This is a genomic window from Stecheria intestinalis (genome assembly GCF_009696165.1).
Classification (GTDB): Bacteria; Bacillota_I; Bacilli_A; order Erysipelotrichales; family Erysipelotrichaceae; genus Bulleidia; species Bulleidia intestinalis.
In genome coordinates this window covers 13,501-35,477 of sequence record NZ_VUMN01000021.1, presented here as the reverse complement: position 1 = coordinate 35,477, position 21,977 = coordinate 13,501, and the positions used below count along the sequence as shown (strand labels likewise).

Annotated in this window: 24 protein-coding genes; 10 read left to right on the top strand and 14 right to left on the bottom strand. The window is 49.6% G+C overall.

All coding sequences use genetic code 11. The annotated features are described in order from the left end of the window. Nucleotides 1-30: 30 nt before the first annotated feature. Entirely contained in the window at nt 31-894 is an 864-nt protein-coding gene (locus FYJ51_RS08990) for a YitT family protein (protein ID WP_239928516.1), read from the bottom strand. Nucleotides 895-961: 67 nt separating this feature from the next. Between FYJ51_RS08990 and FYJ51_RS08985 the strand changes: the two genes are divergently transcribed. Continuing rightward, nucleotides 962-1,429 (top strand): VanZ family protein, encoded by a 468-nt coding sequence (locus FYJ51_RS08985; protein ID WP_154505088.1) that lies wholly within the window; start codon nt 962-964, stop codon nt 1,427-1,429. A gap of 80 nt (nt 1,430-1,509) precedes the next feature. Here FYJ51_RS08985 and ahpC read toward each other — a convergent pair whose 3' ends face one another. Both ahpC and FYJ51_RS08975 read right to left on the bottom strand, forming a co-directional pair. Next, nucleotides 1,510-2,073 carry an alkyl hydroperoxide reductase subunit C gene (gene ahpC, locus FYJ51_RS08980; RefSeq protein WP_105302751.1) on the bottom strand — a complete coding sequence of 188 codons (564 nt, stop codon included), beginning with the start codon at nt 2,071-2,073 and terminating at the stop codon, nt 1,510-1,512. Nucleotides 2,074-2,109: 36 nt separating this feature from the next. Beyond that, entirely contained in the window at nt 2,110-2,553 is a 444-nt protein-coding gene (locus FYJ51_RS08975) for a Dps family protein (RefSeq protein ID WP_154505086.1), read from the bottom strand. 245 nt (nt 2,554-2,798) lie between these two features. Between FYJ51_RS08975 and FYJ51_RS08970 the strand changes: the two genes are divergently transcribed. Beyond that, complete coding sequence (locus FYJ51_RS08970) at nt 2,799-3,662, top strand: AraC family transcriptional regulator (RefSeq protein WP_205946270.1); 864 nt, start codon at nt 2,799-2,801, stop codon at nt 3,660-3,662. A 132-nt stretch (nt 3,663-3,794) separates the two neighbouring features. Here FYJ51_RS08970 and ybaK read toward each other — a convergent pair whose 3' ends face one another. The 4 genes from ybaK to FYJ51_RS08950 are packed head-to-tail and all read right to left on the bottom strand — an operon-like array spanning nt 3,795 to nt 7,102. After that, nucleotides 3,795-4,286, bottom strand: a complete 492-nt coding sequence (ybaK, locus tag FYJ51_RS08965) for a Cys-tRNA(Pro) deacylase (RefSeq protein WP_105302749.1) — start codon at nt 4,284-4,286, stop codon at nt 3,795-3,797. Nucleotides 4,287-4,321: 35 nt separating this feature from the next. After that, entirely contained in the window at nt 4,322-5,122 is an 801-nt protein-coding gene (locus FYJ51_RS08960; protein WP_154505082.1) for an ABC transporter ATP-binding protein, read from the bottom strand. Next, nucleotides 5,116-6,024 (bottom strand): ABC transporter permease, encoded by a 909-nt coding sequence (locus FYJ51_RS08955; RefSeq protein ID WP_105302747.1) that lies wholly within the window; start codon nt 6,022-6,024, stop codon nt 5,116-5,118. The genes FYJ51_RS08960 and FYJ51_RS08955 overlap by 7 nt, the downstream gene beginning before the upstream one ends. Before the next feature lie 13 nt (nt 6,025-6,037). Further along, nucleotides 6,038-7,102 (bottom strand): ABC transporter substrate-binding protein, encoded by a 1,065-nt coding sequence (locus tag FYJ51_RS08950; protein WP_205946269.1) that lies wholly within the window; start codon nt 7,100-7,102, stop codon nt 6,038-6,040. Nucleotides 7,103-7,688: 586 nt separating this feature from the next. Here FYJ51_RS08950 and mtnA point away from each other — a divergent pair. Then, a complete protein-coding gene (gene mtnA, locus FYJ51_RS08945) occupies nt 7,689-8,759 on the top strand; it encodes an S-methyl-5-thioribose-1-phosphate isomerase (RefSeq protein WP_205946268.1) in 1,071 nt (356 codons plus the stop codon). Nucleotides 8,760-8,778: 19 nt separating this feature from the next. Next, on the top strand, nt 8,779-9,510 hold the full coding sequence (deoD, locus tag FYJ51_RS08940; RefSeq protein ID WP_105302745.1) for a purine-nucleoside phosphorylase: 732 nt from the start codon (nt 8,779-8,781) through the stop codon (nt 9,508-9,510). Between the two features lie 164 nt (nt 9,511-9,674). Here the strand turns inward: deoD and FYJ51_RS08935 are convergent, their stop codons facing one another. Genes FYJ51_RS08935 through FYJ51_RS08915 form a run of 5 tightly spaced genes read right to left on the bottom strand, consistent with a single transcriptional unit; the run spans nt 9,675 to nt 12,730 of the window. Continuing rightward, on the bottom strand, nt 9,675-10,103 hold the full coding sequence (locus tag FYJ51_RS08935) for an arsenate reductase/protein-tyrosine-phosphatase family protein (protein WP_154505078.1): 429 nt from the start codon (nt 10,101-10,103) through the stop codon (nt 9,675-9,677). Beyond that, nucleotides 10,100-10,327, bottom strand: a complete 228-nt coding sequence (locus FYJ51_RS08930; RefSeq protein WP_105302743.1) for a thioredoxin family protein — start codon at nt 10,325-10,327, stop codon at nt 10,100-10,102. Before FYJ51_RS08930 ends, FYJ51_RS08935 begins: the two co-directional genes overlap by 4 nt. Before the next feature lie 4 nt (nt 10,328-10,331). Beyond that, a complete protein-coding gene (gene arsB / locus FYJ51_RS08925) occupies nt 10,332-11,390 on the bottom strand; it encodes an ACR3 family arsenite efflux transporter (RefSeq protein ID WP_154505076.1) in 1,059 nt (352 codons plus the stop codon). After that, nucleotides 11,387-11,719, bottom strand: a complete 333-nt coding sequence (locus tag FYJ51_RS08920) for an ArsR/SmtB family transcription factor (RefSeq protein WP_154505074.1) — start codon at nt 11,717-11,719, stop codon at nt 11,387-11,389. Before FYJ51_RS08920 ends, arsB begins: the two co-directional genes overlap by 4 nt. 12 nt (nt 11,720-11,731) lie before the next feature. Then, complete coding sequence (locus FYJ51_RS08915) at nt 11,732-12,730, bottom strand: permease (RefSeq protein ID WP_154505072.1); 999 nt, start codon at nt 12,728-12,730, stop codon at nt 11,732-11,734. A 115-nt stretch (nt 12,731-12,845) separates the two neighbouring features. Here FYJ51_RS08915 and FYJ51_RS08910 point away from each other — a divergent pair, with 115 nt between their 5' ends. The 3 genes from FYJ51_RS08910 to pflB all read left to right on the top strand — a co-directional run bounded on the left by FYJ51_RS08910 (nt 12,846) and on the right by pflB (nt 16,702). Continuing rightward, complete coding sequence (locus FYJ51_RS08910; protein ID WP_154505070.1) at nt 12,846-13,562, top strand: Crp/Fnr family transcriptional regulator; 717 nt, start codon at nt 12,846-12,848, stop codon at nt 13,560-13,562. A 99-nt stretch (nt 13,563-13,661) separates the two neighbouring features. Next, nucleotides 13,662-14,441, top strand: coding sequence for a pyruvate formate-lyase-activating protein (gene pflA, locus FYJ51_RS08905; protein ID WP_154505068.1), 780 nt, complete (start codon nt 13,662-13,664; stop codon nt 14,439-14,441). Then, nucleotides 14,438-16,702 carry a formate C-acetyltransferase gene (gene pflB, locus FYJ51_RS08900; RefSeq protein ID WP_154505066.1) on the top strand — a complete coding sequence of 755 codons (2,265 nt, stop codon included), beginning with the start codon at nt 14,438-14,440 and terminating at the stop codon, nt 16,700-16,702. The genes pflA and pflB overlap by 4 nt, the downstream gene beginning before the upstream one ends. 453 nt (nt 16,703-17,155) lie before the next feature. On the opposite strand, the gene FYJ51_RS08895 is transcribed toward pflB, so the two are convergent. Beyond that, a complete protein-coding gene (locus tag FYJ51_RS08895; RefSeq protein WP_154505064.1) occupies nt 17,156-18,283 on the bottom strand; it encodes an IS110 family RNA-guided transposase in 1,128 nt (375 codons plus the stop codon). A 166-nt stretch (nt 18,284-18,449) separates the two neighbouring features. On the opposite strand from FYJ51_RS08895, the gene FYJ51_RS08890 reads away from it, so the two are divergent. Together FYJ51_RS08890 and FYJ51_RS08885 are read left to right on the top strand one after the other, a co-directional pair. Further along, nucleotides 18,450-19,223: an AzlC family ABC transporter permease gene (locus FYJ51_RS08890; RefSeq protein ID WP_154505062.1), complete on the top strand. Its 774-nt coding sequence runs from the start codon at nt 18,450-18,452 to the stop codon at nt 19,221-19,223. Continuing rightward, entirely contained in the window at nt 19,220-19,567 is a 348-nt protein-coding gene (locus FYJ51_RS08885; RefSeq protein WP_205946267.1) for a branched-chain amino acid transporter permease, read from the top strand. Before FYJ51_RS08890 ends, FYJ51_RS08885 begins: the two co-directional genes overlap by 4 nt. An 85-nt stretch (nt 19,568-19,652) precedes the next feature. On the opposite strand, the gene FYJ51_RS08880 is transcribed toward FYJ51_RS08885, so the two are convergent. Continuing rightward, on the bottom strand, nt 19,653-20,690 hold the full coding sequence (locus tag FYJ51_RS08880; RefSeq protein WP_154505060.1) for a 3-deoxy-7-phosphoheptulonate synthase: 1,038 nt from the start codon (nt 20,688-20,690) through the stop codon (nt 19,653-19,655). 166 nt (nt 20,691-20,856) lie between these two features. On the opposite strand from FYJ51_RS08880, the gene hydE reads away from it, so the two are divergent. Further along, nucleotides 20,857-21,915, top strand: coding sequence for a [FeFe] hydrogenase H-cluster radical SAM maturase HydE (hydE, locus tag FYJ51_RS08875; RefSeq protein ID WP_154505058.1), 1,059 nt, complete (start codon nt 20,857-20,859; stop codon nt 21,913-21,915). Nucleotides 21,916-21,977: the final 62 nt, after the last annotated feature.

The window sequence follows — 21,977 nt, the reverse complement described above, 5'->3', positions numbered from 1 at the left end:
ATAAGGCAGGACCATGCTCTGCGCAAAGAATCACAGGTGGAAACTTGGATACGTGAATCCCTCTCCATGCATGTCCGTCGCATCCGTCGTGATCACGAACGCTTTCTTATCATACTGATTGATAATCTCCAGCAGCTTGGAATACTGCTGATGAGAAACCACGCATAGGAGCACAACCCGATCATCTCCCTGATATGTCCCCTTGGCATTGAAGATCGTCGAGCCTCTTTCCAGCTCATCCGAAATTGCCTGGGAAATTTCCTTCCAGTGATCGCTGATGATCTGCACAGATTTGGAAACCGTACCTTCGCCATAGCTCAGGACCCGGTTGATTGCCCACGAAGTCGCAAATACCGAAACAAGACCGATCAGAACCGCACTGAGTCCATACGTGAACCAGCCCAGCAGTACCGTCAGTCCATCCGTAATCAATACTAACGTGCTGACCGGAATATCGGTAAATTTATGCACGATCAGCGGCGGCACATCCATGCCGCCCGTGCTTGCTCCGGTCCGCATGACCAGACCTACCCCGATGCCGCCAAGCAGGCCAGCGTAGAAAGAAGCTAATACCGGATCGATTTCCGGAATCGGAACTACTCTGGCGAGCAGGCTGTTGAATACCGGATAGCATAAGGAAGAAAGGAACGTCTTCAGAAAAAACTCCCGTCCCAGCGTCAGGGATCCCACTTCCAGAAGCACCAAGGTCAGAATATTGGCAATCAGAGTCGGCGACATCCGGGTCAGCGGCTGCACCGCAACGGCAATACCAGCAACCCCTCCCGAAAGAATATCAAAAGGCAGGATGAACATTTCTACGGAAAGACACAGCAGAAACGTCCCTGCGACGACGAGTACGATATCCTTGATTTCCTTGCGAGCCGGCTTCTTCACGACTTCAGATTATAACATGGGCATGTAAACTGTGGTATCATACGGGAACACCTGAAGGAGGGAGAACTTGAAACCTAGAAAACACTGGTGGATCTGGATACTGGTCGGCATTTACATCTGGCTGATCTTCCGCAATTCTCTGATGGTCGCTTCAGTCAGCGATGCGTTTTCTTCCAGAGTCACGCATGAACTGATGAATATCCTCCAGCATTTCGGTCTCTATGCCGATTTCAGCACGTTCCATCACTATGTGCGCAAGCTTGCTCACTTCACGGAGTTCGCCGGCCTTGGTTTTCTGGTCGTTCTTGCCATGCACATCTGCCCGCTGTTTCATCACCGATCGCTGAACTTTCTGCTGTTTCTGTTCTCGGTTCCGTTTGCGGACGAGATGATTCAGCTCCATGTGGCTGGCAGAAGCAGCCAGTTCACGGATATGCTGATTGACTGCAGCGGCTGTCTCTTCGGAGGCTTTCTCTGCTATGTGCTGTTTCTGATCCTGAAAGATCTGTTTCATCACCAGAAGCACCAATCATGAGCGAAAAAGGAATGCATTGTCCTGATTTCAGGATTCTGCATTCCTTTTCCTTATAGGGAAGTGGTTCTCTGAAAGAGCACTCAGATCGCGCCGACGAGATCAATGCCCGGCTTCAGGGTCTTAGCACCCGGTCTCCACTTTGCAGGGCATACCTCATTGCCATTCTCACGGACAAACTGGCAAGCCTCTACCTTGCGGAGCAGTTCATCCGCATTTCTGCCGACACTGCCGCAGCTGACTTCATAGGAAACGATCTTTCCATCCGGATCGATGATGAAGGTTCCTCTTTCAGCCAGACCATCTGCTTCAATCAGGACCTCGAAGTCCCTGGCAAGAGCCTGCGTCGGATCGCCGATCATCGGGAATGTGATCTTGGAGATCGCTTCAGAGTGATCATGCCATGCCTTGTGCACGAAGTGCGTGTCACAGGAAACGGAATAGACTTCGCAGCCGATCTTCTTGAACTCTTCATAGTTGTTCTGAAGATCTTCCAGCTCGGTCGGGCAGACAAATGTGAAGTCAGCCGGATAGAAGAAGAATACGCTCCACTTTCCGAGCAGATCATCCTTCGTTACGGTCTTGAATGTTTCATCGGCATAAGCCTGTACGCTGAACGGTGATACTTCTTTGTTGATTAAAGACATGTTTTTCCTCTCTCTTTCTATCATCGCACTGACTTCTCAAGCCATCAGGGACTGGGAAATCATCCAGATTGCTTTGCTGAAGGACTCAATCAGGTCGTCCATCTTCGCGGATACCAGAGCATTTCCTTCTTCTTCAGCTGTGCTCTTAACACCTTCTGCAAGCTTTTCCAGCAGTGCGTAGTCATCTCTGACCTTCGGGAGCAGATCATCTGCCTTGATATAGACACCCTCTGCTTCCGAAACTTTCGAAAGTTCCAGGAATTCCTTCAGGGTGGATACCGGAGCGCCGCCGATCATCAGCAGCGTCTCTGCGACTTCATCAATCTCTTCGCTGACTTCATCGTAATAAGATTCCAGCTGTGCATGGACTGTGAAGAATGCATGTCCCTTCACATACCAGTGGTAGGACTGAAGCTTGTGGTAGAACACTTCGAGACTGCTGAGCAGCTCATTCATAGATACATTCAATTCGTTTTTCATTTCTTATATCTCCTTCCAGGAACTTTATCTGTTCCTTTGTTGTCTTGTGACATTTACATAATATTCTCCGCAGGAACTTGTTAATAGCAAATTAGAACCAATTTTATTGCATTATTTACCTGATTATAAGATCCACAACTGACTATTAGTATAATCAACAAGATTTCATGAGTATTTTTAGGTTATTTTCGTAATTTTATTGCATTTTCTTTTGCGTTTCTATGTTTTCGTGTCAGAATATAAATATGAAAAAGAATGCAGAAGAAAACTACTCCTTCGGGAACCTTCCGGTTTTCCTGGAGAACAAAGAAATATGCTCTGCTGATCCTCATCAGGAATTGGCTCACTGGCACGATATGCTGGAACTGATTCAGGTAGAGAGCGGCGAGATGCACTGCCATGTCAATGACTCGGACTTCCTTCTGAAGAAAGGAGATATCTGCATTATCAATCAGGAACAAGTCCATCGAGTCTACAGCACGGAAGAAGAGAAGCCTTGTTCTGCGCACACGCTGACCGTGAACCCGATGATGCTGTCATCCATCCATGATCTCTATAATGAGCTGATTCTGCCGGTCATCAGCGACGGCGACTTCACTCATATCCGCATGAACGGCAGAAACAGCCATGCACGCATGATCTCGGACCTCATGGACGAGCTGAGGCAGCTCGCAGAAGAAAAACCTGCAGGCTATGAGCTGCAGGCATTGGCATATGTTTCCATGATTCTGAGACAGGTCTATCTTGTTCATATGAATGAACCGATCGAACAGGACCATGATGAAGACCTCCGTCTTCAGAAGAAGATGACAACCTATATCTATGAACACTACGCCGACCGCATCGGTCTGAATGACATCGCTTCCTCTGCCGGCATCAGCCGCTCCAAGTGTGCGGCTGTCTTCAGCAAGTATACGGAGACCTCTCCGATTGACTTTCTGAATTCCTATCGTCTTGAGATGTCCGCAGCCATGCTGAAGAATACAAACGATTCAATCTCTTCAATCGCATTTTCCTGCGGCTTCAGCCAGCAGAGCTACTTTAACCGGATGTTCTTGAGAGAATACGGCATGACTCCGAAAGAATACCGGAAGTCTTCGCGTGCATAAGAAGTTACTCGGTTCTGACCGAGTCGGACGGAACCGAGTAATCTGTTCGTGATATCTCCAGAATACAAAAAAGTCTCAGCAAGCCCTTACGGATCTGCTGAGATTTTTGTCTGGCATTCTATTAAGAAAGGATCACTCGTCTCTGGCAATTGCCGCAGTGGTTCCGGAAGTGATCCGGATCAGATCATTCGGGTCAAGTTCTACCTGAGTGCCGATCTTTCCTCCGGATACCAGTACCGTATCAAATAGGATGATCGTCTCATCATAGAAGGTTCTGAACTGCTTCTTCATTCCGATCGGACTGCAGCCGCCATGAATATAGCCGGTGGTCTTCAGAAGATCTTTCTGCGGAATCATCTCCACGCTCTTGACTCCTGCCGCAGCAGCACATGCCTTGAGATCAAGTTTCTGCTTCACCGGAACCACAAATACATAGAAGTTCCTGTCATTGCCTTCCGTGACCAGAGTCTTGAATACCTGATCCGGATCTTCGCCGCATTTCAGAGCTACCGAGACACCGTCAATCTTTCCGTCTTCCACTTCATAGGTATGTTCGGTATACGCAATGTGCTCCGCATCCAGAATGCGCATCACATTGGTTTTCACTTTCTTGTCCTTTGCCATATCAGCCTCCGGAAATGATTATGCATCTCTCCGGTTCAATCGGAAAGCAGAATGCGATCATTATCCAGATCAGTCCCGGATTTTTCCCGGAACATGTGAACCAGTTCCTCAACGGTGAGATGACTCCGTTCTTCTCCCTTCAGATCAAGAAGAATCTTTCCATCTTTCATCATCAGCGTCCGGTTTCCGACTGACAGTGCCTGATGCATGTTATGTGTCACCATCAGACAGGTTGTATGATTCTTCGCAACGGTTTCTTCCGTCAGCTTCATGATCTGCTCTGCCGCCTGGGGATCCAGGGCAGCCGTATGCTCATCGAGCAGCAGCAGTTTCGGCGGAACAATCGTCGCCATCAGAAGCGTCAGCGACTGCCTCTGCCCGCCGGACAAGGTTCCGACCGGAGTATTCATGCGGTCTTCAAGGCCATTGTCTAACAGCTTCAGCTGTTCCCGGAATTCTGCTTCGTCCTTCTTCGAGATTCTGGAAAATGCTCTGGTATGTTCTCCGGCACGCAGATAAGCCAGAGCCAGGTTCTCCTCGATTGTCATATTCGGAGCAGTTCCTTTGAGGGGATCCTGGAACAGTCTGCCGATATATTTCGATCTCCGGTATTCCGGCAGGAACGTGATATTCTCTCCATCCAGAATGATGGAACCGGAGTCTACCAGAAACGTACCGCAGATCGCATTGAATAAGGTGGACTTGCCAGCACCGTTGGATCCGACGATCGTGATGAAATCACCATCGTCTACGGTCAGGCTGAACTGATCCAGTGCCTTCTTCTCATTGACCGTGCCGGGATTGAATGTCTTGGAAATCCGATCGATCTTCAGCATGATCTGCGTCCTTCCTTTCTCGCTCTTGCCGAGATTGCCATGTTGTCCTTGATTGCCGGAGCAGCGATGGCAAGGGCTACGATGATTGCAGTCATGAGCTTCAGACCCTCAATCGGAATGATTCTGGTCTGCAGGACAATGGCATAGATGAAGCGGTAGACGATATTTCCGACCAGACATGCAAGAATGTTTCTCGTCAGGGACTTTCTTCCTTTGATGACGCCTTCGCCGATGATCAGGCAGGCAAGTCCGATGGTGACAATGCCGGTACCGGCATTGATATCCGCACTGCGCTGCAGCTGTCCGGCCAGGCCTCCGGAGAGAGCGGTCAGGCTGTTTGCAATGCAGAGACCGACCGTGATCGTGAAGCGGGGATTGATGGAACTGGCCCGTACCATATCTGGGTTATCGCCGGTTGCACGGATGCTGAGACCGAGTCTGGTCGTCAGGAACCAGCGCAGAACTGCCATGCAAAGGAATGCAATTGCACCGCTGAAGATGATCGTGTACCAGCTGCCGCCGATTCCAGTCTGCCGGAATAAGGAATAGACCGTATCCGACTTCAGCAGGCTGACATTGCTGGACCAGCCCATGGCCATGAGGTTGATGGTATACAGACCGGTATTAGTCACAATACCGGCAAGAATCGACGGAACCCCGAGCCTGGTCTGCAGAAATGCCGTCACAAAGCCGGCGCACGCCCCGGCCGCAAGGGCCAGGAAGAGACCGGCAAACGGATGCCCGTTCGCAGCCGAGCTGACGCAAACCGCCATCCCGAGCACGAAGCAGCCATCCGTTGTAAGATCCGCAATATTCAGAATGCGATAGCTCAGGAACAGGGCCAGGGCTACCAGAGAGTAGATGCACCCGAGTTCCAGTGCAGTCTGAATGATGTGAAGCATGCCTTTTCCTCCGTCAGTCTTCTGTTGTAGTTACCTCAACGATTTCTCCGAAATCACTGAACATCGAATAGTCTGCGTTCAGAGTTGCTGCAGTCTCCGTGTTGACCGTGATGATTCCGCCCGGCATCACTTCATAAGACTGGTAGTAATCGCCGAGCGATTCCATGCCTTCGGTCATTGCCTTGAAGGCAAGATCTGCTGTCTCTGTGCCAAGATCCGTGTAGTTGACACCGCAGGTAGCGAATGCACCATTGCGGACAAAGGAATCAGCACCGGTATAGTGAGGGATGCCAGCTTCCGCAAGCGTCGGAGCAATTGCAAGTTCTGCTGCCATGACTACATTATCCGTCGGGGTGAAGACAGCGTCTACACCATCAGCGACCAGCGAGGAAACAGCCTGGATGACTTCATCATTCGTATTGCCGGTTGCTTCGACATATTCGATTCCCTTTTCATCCAGATAAGCCTTAGCTTCTTCAATCGGCTTCACGGAGTTCGTCTCAGACTTCGAATAGAGCAGGCCGATCTTCTTCGCATCCGGGTTCTGGGCAAAGATCATATCCATGATCTGGGTGGTATTCAATGCATCAGAAGTACCAGATACATAATCGATGCCAGTGAGTTCTGCACTGTCTGGATCAGAGATTGCCGCGAAGATGACCGGAGTCTTGGTTTCTTCTGCAGCAGCGGTCATGGTCTGAGCCGCCAGGGTTGCAATCGGAATGATGCAGTCAACGCCATCCGCGATAACCTGAGACCCAATCTGCTGAAGCGTGGTCTGATCATTCTGTCCGGAATATACATCGCCATATTCAATCGTCACGCCATTTTCTTCAGCAAGCTTATCGAGCTCTGCAGTGATCGCATTTGCAATCTCATCGAGGGATGCATGGTCAAGCTGTTTGACGACTGCGACTTTATATGTCTTAGGCTCTGCAGAAGAAGCAGCAGTTTCTGCGGCTGCGGATGCCGCAGCGGCTGTGCTTGCAGTGGCAGCGGCAGATCCGCTGCTGCATGCCGCCAGGCTTCCTGCCATCAGTGCTGCTAATGCGGTCTTCATCATTGCTGTGTACTTCATATTTCTTTCCTCATCTTTCCTTCGTCTGAGCGGCAGATGTGCAGCTGCCTTGCCGGAGCAGCTGTTTAAGAAAAAAAAGACTCTCGTCCCTATATGGGACAGGAGTCTTTGACAACTTCTGCGATACCACCCAACTTGATGTCTATACCTGACATCCTCTCGCTTACGTACCATCATACGCATCTGATTGATAACGGGATCGAATCCCGTCCTTCGTACTCGGAACTTGCGTTCCTTTCAGTCGGCCCTCATGGAGTCCATTCCTTCAGCTTCCGCCTGTTCCGATTCCACCACCCGGAACTCTCTTCGAAGTTTCAGTCTGAGCTACTCGTCTCCGTCTTCGGTTTCTTGGTATACCCGTATTTTCCGCATTCCGATTCCTGAAGTCAACATGGATTTTCTTCTTTTTCCAGAAAATCTGACACTCTTACATTGATTCTGTGAAAATATTTTCACCTAATTTCTGATTCTTCTGAATCCGAATGCCTGCCTGGCAAACAGATATTATGGCGTTTCTGTCGCGTTTCCTTCATTGACCCTTTCTGATCCCGGTCCTAGAATGAATTCAGTAAAAGGAGATTTGAACATGGAAATCAGTGATGCTGTGCGTAACGATGAAGTCGTAAGACTCTCAGAAGATGAACGCAVCGTGATCATACTGGATCAGACCCAGCTTCCTAATCGCACCATAGACCTCACCCTGACGAACGAACAGGAGATGTGGGATGCCATCAAGCTGCTGCAGGTCAGAGGGGCACCAGTCATCGGCGTCTTTGCAGGATATGCCATGTATGTACTTGCCCTCAATGATCCTTCTGACAGCTATGAATCCTTCTCTGAAGCATTCCATCGTCAGAAAGAATATCTGAATACGTCCCGTCCCACTGCCGTCAATCTGTCCTGGGCTCTGAATCGTCAGGAAGCACTGGTCAGAGAAAATGCAGACAAATCCGTATCTGAGATCGTTTCGCTGCTGAAGAAAGAAGCGCTTGCCATTCATCAGGAACAGCTTGATATCACGAAGAAGCTGGCAGAATACAGTCTTACCCTGATCAAAGATGGCGATGGTCTATTGACTCATTGCAATGCCGGAAGACTGGCATGCCTTGGTTACGGAACCGCAACAGCTCCGATGTATCTGGCTCATGAGAAAGGCTGGAATATCCATGTCTATTCCGATGAAACAAGACCGCTGCTGCAGGGTGCTCGCCTCACTTCTTATGAACTGGCAAAAGCAGGCGTAGACGTCACAGCCATATGCGACAATATGGCAAGCATCGTCATGAAGCAGGGAAAGATCAGTGCGGTATTCGTCGGCTGCGACCGGGTTGCGGCTAATGGCGACTTTGCCAACAAGATCGGAACAAGCGGCGTAGCCATTCTTGCCAAGCATTACGGCATTCCGTTCTATACGGTAGCCCCTTCTTCCACGATTGATTTCAATACACCGACCGGCAATGATATCAGGATCGAGCAACGTGATCCGGATGAAATCCGTTCCATGTGGTACAAGGAACCGATGGTACTTCCGGAAGTGAAGTGCTACAACCCGGCATTTGATGTCACCGATCATGAACTGCTCACCGCAATCATCACCGAACGCGGGATTGTCTATCCGCCATTTGATATGAATATGAAGAAACTGTTCCAGGACTGAACAAGAAAAGGAGAACGAAATGACAGTTTACAAGGAAAGTATCAGTGCCTGCATCGGACAGAAGGCAGAGATTGCCAAGGTTGTCCTGATGCCGGGTGATCCGCTCCGCGCCAAGAAGGTAGCAGACACCTACCTCAGCGACGTGGTCTGCTTCAATGATGTGCGCAACATGCTCGGCTATACCGGAACCTATAAGGGAAAGAAGATTTCCGTTATGGGGCATGGCATGGGTATCCCTTCTGTCGGTCTCTATACGCATGAGCTCTTCACGCAGTTCGGGGTCGAATCGATCATTCGCATCGGCTCTGCTGGTGCACTGGCAATGGATGTCAATACTTCTGATATCGTCATCGCCGAAGCATGCACGACAAACTCCAACTACGGCAATCAGTACGGCATCGGTCAGTTCGCTCCATGTGCAGACTTCGACCTGCTCGAGACTGCAGTGAATAAAGCAAGAGCTAAGGGATGCAACTTCAAGGTCGGAAAGATCTTCAGCTCTGACTTCTTCTACAATCCGAAAGCAGGAGAGATCAATGAGAAGCTCAGAGACTATGGACATCTGGCAATCGAGATGGAGTCTGCCGGTCTTTATTGGGAGGCTGCTGTCAACCGCAAGCGTGCGCTGACTATTCTTTCCATCAGCGATCACCTGTTCAAGAAACAGGCACTTACCTCTGAACAGATTCGTGATTCCTTCACAGACATGATGGAGATCGCTCTGGATACTGCCTGGGAATTTGCGGAATAAGCATAGGAAGCCGGAAGGCTTCTTTTTTAATCGGCCGTGAAAACCCATGAGCCTCAGCTATCAGGTTAAAGGCCGCTGTGATCGCATCAAAGGCTTTACAGCTCGCATGAGCCGCCACTAAATCAAACTTTTCAAGAATCCCACGTGCTTTATCCGTGGAAGTGTCAACGCTTTTCGTTACGATACTCCTGCAGAAGCGGAGATTCCTGCAGAAGATGCTGCAGCTCTTTCTGAATTTTGGCAATCGATCTGAGAAACGCCTCATCCTCCATTCCGGACGGATCCAGGATTTCCCAGGCATAGCGTTCCCGGCAGGGAAGATTCGGACATTGCACGCCGCAGCCCATCGTTACCACTATATCGATTGCAGGAAGTTCAGATAGCATCTTGGGATACTGGCCGGCATGAATCAGATCAATTCCGAACATTTCCTTCATCAGCCGTATCGCATCCGGATTGATTCCGCCGGAAATATTGGTTCCGGCAGAGCAGCTGTCCAGAACCTCGGGAGCCATCTGTCTTGCCAGTGCTTCCGCAATCTGGCTGCGGCAGGAATTATGCACGCAGATAAAAGCAATCCTCGGTTTGTTCATAGCAAGGCTTCTATTTCCTTCGCACTCAGGACTCTGCCGGCAGACACGGTCTTTCCGTCGATCATCAGCGCAGGCGTGCTCATGATTCCATAAGACGCAATGCGTGCGAAGTCGGTAATGTACTCAATCTCGGCATCGATTCCTTTCTGAGCCGCTGCAGCTTTCGCATTTGCAAGCAATGTCTCGCACTTGCGGCAGCCTCCTCCCAGTACTTTGATATTCATCGGTTTATCTTCCTCCTTCCGAATTGATTGGAAACCAGCTCCTGGTCCCATTTGCAATCTTTACCAGTGTCAGCATCACCGGCACTTCTGTAAGCACTCCGACTGTCGCCGCCAGCGCTGCCGGACTTGCTGTTCCGAACAGCGCAATCGCAACCGCTACAGCAAGCTCAAAGAAATTGGATGCTCCGATCATTCCAGCAGGCGCAGCGATATCAAACGGAAGCCTGGCCACCCAGGAAGCACCATAAGCAAGGAAAAAGATCAGGAACGTCTGCAGGATCAGCGGCACTGCGATCAGTACGATATGCAGCGGATTGCTGAGAATCACTTCTGCCTGTGAAGCAAAAATCAGAATCAGCGTCAGGAGCAGACCAATGGTGGATGCTGAATCAAACCGGTGAAGGAATACCTGTTCCAGATATTCCTTCCCCTTCTTTTTCATCACTCTGACCCGAGTCAGAAAGCCTGCACCGAGCGGTATGACCACAAACAGGAAGGTGCTGAGGAACAGCGTGCTATAAGGAACCGATACTTCCGAAACCCCGAGCAGGAACTTTACGATCGGCACAAATGCAGCCAGAATGATCAGATCATTTGTTGCGACCTGCACGACTGTATAGGCAGGATTTCCATCGGTCAGCCTGCTCCAGACAAAGACCATGGCAGTACACGGTGCCGCTCCAAGCAGCACCATACCAGCAAGATACTGTCCGGCCAGTTCCCGTGGAATCAGGCTGCCGAACACTCCGAAAAGAAACAAGCGGGCAAGGCCATACATGGTAAAAGGCTTGATCAGCCAGTTTGTCACCCAGGTAATCAATAATCCTTTCGGATTCCTGCCTGCTTCACGGATGCTCTGAAAATCCACCTTGATCATCATCGGATAGATCATGATCCAGATCAGGACCGCGATCGGAAGAGATATTCCCGCAATCTGCATCCTGCCAAGGGCCCTTGGAACACCAGGCAGAAAATGTCCGATGACGACGCCAAGCACCATGCAGAACAGCACCCACCAGGAAAGATGCCGCTGAAAATTGCTGATTCCTTCTTGTTTTTTCATTTATTCTTCTTTCTAATGCCTGCATCTGAGCAGGCTGCTGCTTTCTGACTGCAGGACGGCCCGCAGTTCAGACGATCAATATAGTTCCGGAATGCGATCAGCGTATCGCAATTCAGAGCATAATAAGTGTTCTTCCATTCTTTTCTTGTTCTGACAAGACCGCACTCTGCCAGGATCTTCATATGATGTGAAAGAGTCGGCTGGGTAATCTGAAAATGCTCCAGAATCCGGCAGGCGCATAATTCCCCATCTGTCAGCAATTCCACGATCCGGATCCGGATCGGATCACCAAGGGCTTTGCAGATCATTGCGGCATCCGCTGCATTCATACGCTTCTCCTTTCATAAAAACATGGACTGCATCAGATTGAATCCATATCCAACCAGGATGATCCCGAGGACGCATAGTACCAGAAAGACCGCCAGCAGTTTCGGCTTTACTGCCTTGCGCAGCAAGATCAATGATGGCAGGCTCAGGGTCGTAACCGCCATCATGAAGCTCAGCACCGTGCCAAGCTGCGCACCCTTGGAAAGCAATGCTTCGGCCACTGGGATGGTTCCGAAGATATCCGCATACATCGGAACTCCCGCCAGCGTGGCAATGATTACGCTGAATGAATTCCCACTTCCCAGCACCTTCTCAATTGCCTGCTGAGGAATCCAGTTATGAATTGCGGCTCCGATCCCGACACCTGCCAGAATATACGGAAACACTTTCCGGAACGTGAAAGTCATCTGTTCTTCTGCGTACTGAATACGCTCCTTCACATTCAGCGTCTTCAGATTTCCGTAAGACGAAGCCCGGGCATTGCGCACCAGGTCTTCGATCTGATCCTCCAGATGCATATGCTCGATGATCGTTCCTGCTGCAATTGCGATCAGCAATCCTGCAATCACATAGACAAGCGCGATCCTGGTTCCGAATATTCCCATCAGGAGAACCAGACTGCCGAGATCCACCATAGGCGAAGAAATCAGGAATGAGAACGTCACCCCAATCGGCAGACCAGCACTGGTGAACCCCATGAAGATCGGAATCGAAGAACAGGAGCAGAATGGAGTTACCGTTCCAAGCAGAGCTCCGATGCAGTTTGCCTGGATGCCATGGAAACGGCCCATGATCTTCTGACTGCGTTCAGGCGGAAAATAGCTTTGAATCAGAGAGATCAGAAAGATCAGAATACAGAGCAGCAGCGAGATCTTGATCACATCGTAGAGAAAGAACTGAATGCTCGCCGCAAATCTATCAGAAAGATCTGCCCCCATTGCGGCAAGCATTTTCCCGATCAGACAATTCAGCCAATGCATCCCGAAGATCTCATTCTGAATGAATTCACCCATATATGTCCCTTCATCACATTGATGTTCATCTATCTGAATAATACTCATCACATTCGTGAATGTCAATCTGATTATCCATCTACCTCATAGCCAGAAACTCTGCTAGGATGGAATCATGAAAGATCATTGTTCCGCCGGTTCCTGCCCCTACCGCAAAGATGATACGCTCTGCACGTCAAAAATCCGTCTGTTCCGCTCTTTGCCCGTCGAAGCCCAGGAACAGCTGATTGCACATTCCATTCCTAGCGCCCATCCTAAAGGCACTATTCTGCTCCAGGAAGGGCAGCAGATCGACTCCATCCTCATCATCCGCAAAGGCAGGCTGAAGACATGCCGTCTGGAAGCGAATGGCGAAGAACACGTGCTGGACATTCTTCATGATGGTCAGGCAATCTGGCATGACATGTTTCTGAAAGACCCGGTCTATCACTATTCCGTTGTATGTCTGACTGATGTCTCGATCTGCGAGATCAGACGGGAAGAATTCCTGGAACTGCTGAAACAGCAGCCGGAGACGGCAATGAGTCTCATTCAGATGCTGAGCACAGAACTTGCCGAAGCAAAGGAAAAGATTCTGCTCCTTTCCATCCGGGATCCGGAAGTCCGGCTGGCAGGCTTCCTGCTAGACCGTGATACGCGCTGCATCGGCCCCTATATCAGCATGCGCCTGGACGATATCGCCGCTTCGATCAGCCTGCGGCCGGAAACGGTATCGAGAAACATTACGAAACTGGAAAAGAAAGGTCTGATCAGACGAATCGGCCAGGGAAAGATCCAGGTCATCGACCGGCCTACGCTTCAGCTTCTGTTTCAGAGTTCATCCGGAGAATAATGCTTCAAATTTGATTTCAATCAAGGAACACAGCACCCGCTGCGCGTATTCTCTCTCTTGTGAGAAGAAACCGCAGCGGGTTTCTTTCGGAGGAATGACATGATTCAGGGAAGAATACATTCCGTGGAAAGCTTCGGTTCTGCAGATGGGCCAGGCGTGAGGTTTCTGATCTTTCTGAAGGGCTGCAGCCTCCGGTGCCGGTACTGTCATAATCCGGATACCTGGAGTCCCGACAGCAAGGATCTGCGCACTGCCGATGAACTGCTCGATCAGGCAGAACGATACCGTCCTTACTGGGGAAAAGAAGGCGGCATCACCGTGAGCGGCGGCGAGCCATTGCTCCAGATTGATTTCCTGATTGATCTCTTCCGCAAGGCAAAGCAGAGAAACATCTCAACGTGCATCGATACTGCCGGTCAGCCTTTTGCCAGAACGGAACCATTCTTCAGCAAGTTTGAGGAGCTCATGGAATACACCGATCTATTGCTGGTGGATATCAAGCACATCGATCCTCTCCAGCATCGTCTGTTAACCGGAAGATCGAATGAGAACATCCTGGACATGCTGAAGTATCTCGATGAGATTCAGAAACCAGTCTGGATCCGGCATGTATTAGTGCCAGGCATCACAGATGATGATACATGGCTGTATCAGACCAGGGCATTCCTTTCTTCTCTTCACAACGTAGAGCGGATTGATGTGCTGCCCTATCACACCCTGGGCATTCATAAATATGAAGCCCTCGGAATTCCTTACTCGCTGAATGGAGTAAATCCTCCAACCAGAGAACGCATTGAAAACGCAGAGAGGATTCTGAATGGCCGGCAGACCATCATGAATCCCGATCAGAACTATACAGAAAGAAGGCATACCTTATGAGCAATGCATGGAGATCATTTCAGGGAACACACTGGAAGAATGACGTCAATGTCCGCGACTTCATTCAGAACAATTACAAGCCATATGACGGAGATGAATCCTTCCTCAAAGGACCGACTGAACGCACAGACAAGCTCTGGGCTAAAGTACAGGAACTGCAGAAAGAAGAACGCGCAAAAAACGGCGTCCTCGACTGCGAGACGGAAGTTGTCTCCGGTCTGACTGCCTACGGACCAGGCTATATCGATGAGTCCATGAAAGACCTGGAACAGGTCGTAGGACTGCAGACTGATAAACCGCTCAAGCGTGCCTTCATGCCATATGGCGGCATCAAGATGGCAGAAGAAGCAGCTGAGACTTATGGCTATCATGTGAATGAGAAGTTCCACAAGATCTTCACTGAATACCACAAGACCCATAACCAGGGTGTCTTCGATGCCTATACCCCTGAGATGAAGGCAGCGCGTCACAGTCACATCATCACCGGTCTTCCAGATACCTATGGCCGAGGCAGAATTGTCGGCGACTACCGCCGCGTTGCCCTGTATGGCATCGATTTTCTGATCCGCGAGAAGCAGAACGATTTTGCCAACTGCGGCGATGGTACGATGACTGATGACATCATCCGTCAGAGAGAAGAACTGGCCGATCAGATCAGAGCTCTGAAAGACATGAAGAAGATGGCAGAGATCTACGGCTTCGATATTTCCAAGCCAGCTGAAAATGCCAAGGAAGCAATACAGTGGCTGTACTTCGGATATCTGGCTGCTATCAAGACGCAGAATGGCGCTGCCATGTCGGTCGGCAGAATTTCCACCTTCCTTGATATCTATATTCAGAGAGATCTGGACGAAGGAGCGCTCACGGAAGAAGAAGCACAGGAACTCATCGACCATCTTGTTCTGAAGTTCCGCATGGTCAAGTTTGCCCGTATTCCAAGCTACAACGCGCTGTTCTCCGGCGATCCGGTATGGGCAACCCTGGAAGTTGCAGGACTTGGCATGGATGGCCGGTCCATGGTCACGAAGAATGACTTCCGTTTCCTGCATACCCTGGAAAACATGGGTCCTGCTCCGGAACCGAACCTGACCGTTCTCTACAGTTCCCGTCTGCCGGCTTCTTTCCGGAAATATGCGGCAAAGATCTCGATCCGCACGTCTTCGATCCAGTATGAGAATGATGATGTCATGCGGCCGATCTGGGGTGATGATTACAGCATCTGCTGCTGCGTCAGCGCCACCGAAACCGGCAAGGAGATGCAGTTCTTCGGAGCCCGGGCAAATCTTGCCAAGTGCCTCTTATATGCGATCAATGGCGGCAAGGACGAGAAATTCCTGGACAAGAATGGAAATCATATGCAGGTCGVACCGGAATATGCCCCGATTACTTCTGAATACCTCGATTATGACGAAGTGATGCATAAGTATGATCTGATGATGGACTGGCTGGCAGGGCTCTATGTCAACATTCTGAACCTGATCCAGTACATGCATGACAAGTACTATTACGAAGCAGCAGAGATGGCACTGATTGATACGGATGTACGCCGCACCTTCGCAACCGGTATTGCCGGATTCTCTCATGTCGTCGATTCCCTTTCCGCCATCAAGTATGCAAAAGTCAGAGTCATCCGTGATGAATCAGGTCTGGCCGTGGACTACAAAGTTGAAGGAGACTTCCCGCGCTATGGCAACGATGATGAACGAGCCGATGAGATTGCAGTCTGGCTGCTGAAGACCTTCATCACGAAGATCCGGAAACACCACACCTACCGCAACAGCGAAGCAACAACTTCCATTCTCACGATCACCAGCAATGTCGTCTATGGCAAGGCTACCGGTGCGCTGCCGGATGGAAGAGCGGCATATGAACCTTTCTCTCCAGGTGCAAACCCTGCATACGGAGCAGAGAAGAACGGACTGCTCGCTTCCCTCAACAGTGTCGCGAAGCTTCCGTATGAATATGCCCTTGATGGCATCTCCAATACGCAGACGATCAGCCCTTCTGCATTAGGCAATGATGAAGATCAGCGCACGGCAAATCTCGTGAATGTCCTGGATGGCTACTTCAATCAGGGAGCCCATCATCTCAATGTCAATGTCTTCGGCATTGAGAAACTCAAGGATGCCATGGAACATCCGGAGAAACCGGAATATGCAAACTTCACGATCCGGGTATCCGGCTATGCCGTCAAGTTCATCGATCTGACGAGAGAGCAGCAGCTCGATGTCATCGCAAGAAACGCTCATCAGAATCTGTGAGTACCTTACTGGCGCAGTTCGCTGCGCCTTTTCTTTTCCATAGACATCCCCATATTGCAGGGCTGTTATGTAAAAGCCAATGTCAAGTGTTAGTTTCTGATTTGTATCATTTTCCCTTTGCTGTTGAAGGCATGAGGAAAGAGTCTCGGATTTTCAACAGTTCGCGGTATTTAGCCATTCTGTTATACGTGTATCAGGGACAAATGCTCTCCCACCCCACAGGCCAATGGTTTCGCCGCCAGCTCTGCTTTCTATAATCGTGGATCACCAAGGAACAGTGCCATCATAAACGGGTCGCAGATAGCTGAACCGTCCAGTTCAAATCCGAGCTGCTCCTTCCTGATGCCTTCAAGCTAATTCTGATCTTCCTCTTTGTTTTTAGGTCATTCAATGATTTCCTGATCTGAAGTGCTCAACGCAAGTCTTGACTGCCTGACAATCGATAGAATCATTTTAAGCAAGAACAGTATGAATATTGCCTGTCATCATTCCCCATATAAAGCATGCCAGCTCACGTGCTATGGCTACCGTTGCTTTGTTATGGTTCTTTCGATTGTGAAGCACAAGACGCATGTATCTCTTCCGGAGGCGTTCATTCGCTCTGTCCGCATATGCAATGACTTCAGGAGCGTTGCCTTCCTGCCGCTTCTTCAGTGCTTCACTTTTGCCAGATGATGCCCTTGAGAAAGATTGTGCACATTCGACAAGTAGTTTTCTCAAAAAGGTGTTTCCCTGCTTGGTTATTCCCGTTTGGTTCTGATCCCCGCTGCTGCTGAGTTCTCCTGCAACCAGACCCAGAAACGCTGCAAAGTTCTTTGCTTTAACGAATCTGGTGAAATCTCCGATTTCTACAATCACAGCCAGTGCAGTCAGCACTTTCACTGACTTAAAGCAGATCAGCTTATGAACTGCTTCCCGGTATTTATCCGATTCAGCGATTTCTTCAATGCGCTTGTTCATCTGCTCAATGCGATCAGAAACTGTTTCATATGACAGCAGGTAAGAATCCAGCGTTTCCTTGTTAACTCCCTCCAGAGAAAGCTCCTTGAGCCATTTCATGTGCTTCTTTGTCCAGTAATTCTTACCATCCGTAAATTTATATCCGTGTCTGGTAGTAAAGGCACAGATCTGCTGTTTGATCACTTTGAGCTGCTTCTTGTGATCCTGCTGCATACGGATGAAATCACGTACTGATTCATCTTCTTCATCGGGGGTATAGACTTCGCTGTATTCATGATTCTTCAGCGATCTGGCAATCGCTTCAGCATCCCGCTTGTCTGTTTTCTTCCTGCGCCGTCTGTTGATTTCTGTTCCGGTAATCGAAGCAGGGGCAAGGATCTTTACGGTAAGACCCTTCTCCTCAAGATCACGCTTCAGTTTAAACCCGAGGCAGCCCGCTTCATATCCGACAATGATCTCTGTATCATTTCCAATCTTTTTCCTGATCCCCTTGCAGTAGTTTACGATGTTGGAAACAGAAGGAGAATAGGCGTTGGTGTTCACAGGTGCTGCTGATCCTTCAAGATAAGTTGAGAGAGTGTAGTTTGTAGTGTGTGCATCAATTCCAACGTATGCTATCATGTAAAGGCCTTCCTTTCTTGGATGAGGCAACTTCCCCCATCTTTTTAATTAAGCCAATAACAAGTATGCGGGATGATCCTCGAACACACAAGTTAATGGAGGGCTTTTACATATTGTCTAAAATGATCGCAATGCGGATCTTCTGCAGATATAGGAAAAGAAACCTATGCGCGAACTGAAAGAAGCATTTCCGAAAACGATCCCTGTGCTTGCAGGGTATATCTTTCTCGGCATCACTTACGGAATCCTTGCCGTAACCAGCGGCCTGCCCGCCTGGGTACCGGTGCTCACTGCTCTTGTCGTCTATACCGGATCAATGGAATTCCTGCTTGTCAGCATTCTCTTAGCGCCATTCAATCCATTCTCCGTGCTTGCGACCACACTGATGGTCGGCGCCAGACATATCTTCTACGGACTTGCGATGCTGTCAAAATACCGCGGAACCGGAAAAGCGAAGTTCTATCTGATCTACACGACCAGCGATGAAACCTTTGCCCTGAATTGCGATGCGAAGATTCCGGAAAGAATGGATAAGACAAAGCATTACTTCTGGGTCTCATTCCTGGATCAGATGTACTGGGTTGCAGGATCTGCCCTGGGTGCTTTCTTCGGCAGCTATATCACGGTCAGCACCGAAGGTCTCGACTTCGTGATGACCGCAATGTTCATCTGCATCTTCCTGAGCCAGTGGCTAAGAGACCGTGATCTCCTCATTCAGAAATACAGGAAGAAGATTCCATGGAAACAGATTCTTCTCGCTCATGCCGGAGAAATCACTGGCGTGCTGGCGTCATTATTGTGTCTGTTGATCTTCGGATCTGAGAAGTTCATCATTCCTTCGATGATTCTGATCCTTGTCATTCTTGCATGTACGAGAAAGCAGGTAGAGCCATTCACCGATGATCTGAACAAAGCACAGACAGGAGGCGATCAGGCATGATCATGACATCAGCCCAGGCAGTGATCACCGTTGTGATCGTCATTGCCGGAACCATCTTCACAAGATTCATCTCCTATATTGCCTTCCCGGAAGGAAAGCAGATTCCTTCCTTCATCGTGTATCTCGGCAAAGTTCTCGGTCCAGCTGTATTTGGTCTGCTGGTCGTGTACTGTTTCCGGAATACGGATCTGTTCACTTCGTTTTCTGATGGCGGAACCCATGGCATCCCGGAACTTTCTGGCCTCCTGGTTACTTCCGGCATTTTCTGCAGGAGCCGCAGCATGATGGTGGCAATGGCAGCCGGAACTGCCGTCTATATGGTTCTGGTCCAGGTGGTATTCTGATTCGATCCAGACCGCAGACATTCCTGATGCCTGCGGTTTTCTTTCTTCCGAAAAGAAAAGGCCGCATTCCGCGGTCTCATTCTGTTCAGTCAGCGAGTTCTGCAAGCTCGTAGATGAGCTTCTCGCTCTTCTCCCAGCCAAGGCATGGGTCGGTGATGGATTTGCCGTATTCGCTGTCTTCCGGCTTCTGACAGCCATCTACGAGATAGCTTTCAATCATCAGTCCTTTGACGATGTGATGAATGTCTTCAGAAACTTTGCAGCTATGAAGCACATCCTTGGCAATCCGGATCTGCTCCATATAGTTCTTGTTGGAATTGGAGTGGTTGCAGTCTACGATCAGCGCCGGATTCTGCAGATCCCGTTTATGATACTCCTCGATCAGATTCATGATGTCTTCATAATGATAGTTCGGAAGATTTCTGCCGAAGCGATCCACATAACCGCGCAGGATTGCATGAGCCATCGGATTTCCCGTGGTGCGTACTGCCCAGCCGCGGTAGACAAAACTCTGCGGAGACTGGGCTGCCGTGATGGCATTCATCATGACGGAAATATCGCCGCCCGTCGGATTCTTCATCCCGGCCGGAATGCCGATGCCGGAGGCAGTCATACGATGCTGCTGGTCTTCGACAGAGCGAGCTCCTACTGCAACATAGCTGAGCAGATCTGAAAGATACCGGTGATTTTCGGGGTAAAGCATTTCTTCTGCAGTCGTGAATCCCGTTTCTTTCACGACTCTTGTATGAAGTTCACGGATGGCGATGATACCTGCCAGCATGTCTTCTTTCTTATGCGGATCCGGCTGATGCAGCATGCCTTTATATCCGATGCCCTTAGTCCGTGGCTTATTCGTATAGACACGCGGAATCATGAAGATCTTGTCTTTCACTTTTTCCTGAACTGCAGCAAGTCTGGTCATATAGTCCAGCACTGCATCTTCGCGGTCTGCGGAACATGGCCCGATGATCAGCAGCAGCCTGTGGTCTTTTCCAGTGAAAATATCTTCAACCTGCCGATCCCGTTCTTCCTTGATCCGATGAATCTCATCACTGAGCGGGAACTGCTTCTTCAGTTCTTCTGGGGTCGGAAGTTCCTGGATATACTGCATGTGTTTTTCCATTTTGCATTTCTCCTGATACGCGCAACATTATAGCAGTTCTTCCCATTCCTGTGACTAGAAGCACTTATCTCTCATTTCACATTTCTTGTTTTCGGATGACTATCATAGGATAATAAACAGCGGATCACCACAGACAGATAATCATCATAGAAAGCAAGTGATTTCCATGGATCGTCAGAAAGAATTAATTGAAAAACTGAATGCAGAAGGCATGCTCACCAGGGAAGAATTCCGGGAGCTGATTGAAGGCAGAACAGAAGAAAGCTACGAGCTTCTCTCTTCTCTTGCCCGCTCAAGAGCACAAGCCGTATTCGGAGATAAAGTATATCTGCGCGGCATCATCGAATTCAGCAATTACTGCCGCTGCGACTGCAGATACTGCGGCATCCGCCATTCCAATGAAAATGCAGAACGCTACCGCATGAGCCCGGAAGAAATCATTGCCTGTGCTTCGCTCGGGCATGAAGTGGGATTCCGTACTTTTGTGCTGCAGAGCGGCGAGGATCTCTGGTATACCGATGACATTCTCTGCGATCTCATTCAGACTCTGAAAGAGAAGTTCCCGGACAGCGCCATCACCTTATCGATCGGGGAAAAGAGCAGAGAATCGTATCAGAGATATTACGATGCCGGTGCTGACCGGTATCTGCTGAGGCATGAGACTGCTTCGTTCTCTCTGTACCGGAAGCTTCATCCGGAAGCACAGACCCTTCTGAATCGTATGAGATGCCTCTTGGATCTGAAGGAAATCGGCTATCAGGTTGGTGCCGGCATGATGATCGGTGCACCTGGTCAGACAACTGATGATCTCCTGAATGATCTCTTCTTCATGAAGGAACTGCAGCCTGATATGATCGGAATCGGTCCGTTCATTCCTCATAAAGACACGCCATTCCGGGATGAACCAGCAGGCAGCACAGAACTCACCTTATTCATGCTCGGTGTTCTGAGACTGATGTTCCCGGAAGTGCTGCTGCCGGCAACGACTGCTCTAGGCACTGTCGATCCGCGAGGCCGTGAAAAAGGAGTTATGGCCGGCGCCAATGTCGTGATGCCAAACCTTTCTCCGGTAGAAAACCGGAAGAAATATCTTCTCTATGACAACAAGATCTGCCTCAGCGATGATGCGCTGAAGTGCGCAGGCTGCATGTCCGGCAGAATCCATGGCCTTGGCTATGAGGTGGAAATATGCCGCGGCGATGCGCCGAGGCTCTGGAAGAAGTAATCACAGCAAAGAAACGCGAAGAGCGGCAGAGTGCGATAATGATGACATCACGCTTCTGCCGC

Excerpts from the sequence above, each read along its gene's own strand:
- hydE (WP_154505058.1), top strand. The coding sequence starts at position 20,857 with ATGGATCGTCAGAAAGAATTAATTGAAAAACTGAATGCAGAAGGCATG.
- deoD (WP_105302745.1), top strand. The coding sequence starts at position 8,779 with ATGACAGTTTACAAGGAAAGTATCAGTGCCTGCATCGGACAGAAGGCA.
- FYJ51_RS08915 (WP_154505072.1), bottom strand. The coding sequence starts at position 12,730 with ATGGGTGAATTCATTCAGAATGAGATCTTCGGGATGCATTGGCTGAAT.
- FYJ51_RS08970 (WP_205946270.1), top strand. The coding sequence starts at position 2,799 with ATGAAAAAGAATGCAGAAGAAAACTACTCCTTCGGGAACCTTCCGGTT.
- FYJ51_RS08955 (WP_105302747.1), bottom strand. The coding sequence starts at position 6,024 with ATGCTTCACATCATTCAGACTGCACTGGAACTCGGGTGCATCTACTCT.
- FYJ51_RS08920 (WP_154505074.1), bottom strand. The coding sequence starts at position 11,719 with ATGAATGCAGCGGATGCCGCAATGATCTGCAAAGCCCTTGGTGATCCG.
- FYJ51_RS08885 (WP_205946267.1), top strand. The coding sequence starts at position 19,220 with ATGATCATGACATCAGCCCAGGCAGTGATCACCGTTGTGATCGTCATT.
- FYJ51_RS08890 (WP_154505062.1), top strand. The coding sequence starts at position 18,450 with ATGCGCGAACTGAAAGAAGCATTTCCGAAAACGATCCCTGTGCTTGCA.
- FYJ51_RS08935 (WP_154505078.1), bottom strand. The coding sequence starts at position 10,103 with ATGAACAAACCGAGGATTGCTTTTATCTGCGTGCATAATTCCTGCCGC.
- ybaK (WP_105302749.1), bottom strand. The coding sequence starts at position 4,286 with ATGGCAAAGGACAAGAAAGTGAAAACCAATGTGATGCGCATTCTGGAT.
- pflA (WP_154505068.1), top strand. The coding sequence starts at position 13,662 with ATGATTCAGGGAAGAATACATTCCGTGGAAAGCTTCGGTTCTGCAGAT.
- FYJ51_RS08960 (WP_154505082.1), bottom strand. The coding sequence starts at position 5,122 with ATGCTGAAGATCGATCGGATTTCCAAGACATTCAATCCCGGCACGGTC.
- FYJ51_RS08975 (WP_154505086.1), bottom strand. The coding sequence starts at position 2,553 with ATGAAAAACGAATTGAATGTATCTATGAATGAGCTGCTCAGCAGTCTC.
- FYJ51_RS08880 (WP_154505060.1), bottom strand. The coding sequence starts at position 20,690 with ATGGAAAAACACATGCAGTATATCCAGGAACTTCCGACCCCAGAAGAA.
- arsB (WP_154505076.1), bottom strand. The coding sequence starts at position 11,390 with ATGAAAAAACAAGAAGGAATCAGCAATTTTCAGCGGCATCTTTCCTGG.
- ahpC (WP_105302751.1), bottom strand. The coding sequence starts at position 2,073 with ATGTCTTTAATCAACAAAGAAGTATCACCGTTCAGCGTACAGGCTTAT.
- FYJ51_RS08895 (WP_154505064.1), bottom strand. The coding sequence starts at position 18,283 with ATGATAGCATACGTTGGAATTGATGCACACACTACAAACTACACTCTC.
- FYJ51_RS08910 (WP_154505070.1), top strand. The coding sequence starts at position 12,846 with ATGAAAGATCATTGTTCCGCCGGTTCCTGCCCCTACCGCAAAGATGAT.
- FYJ51_RS08930 (WP_105302743.1), bottom strand. The coding sequence starts at position 10,327 with ATGAATATCAAAGTACTGGGAGGAGGCTGCCGCAAGTGCGAGACATTG.
- FYJ51_RS08950 (WP_205946269.1), bottom strand. The coding sequence starts at position 7,102 with ATGAAGTACACAGCAATGATGAAGACCGCATTAGCAGCACTGATGGCA.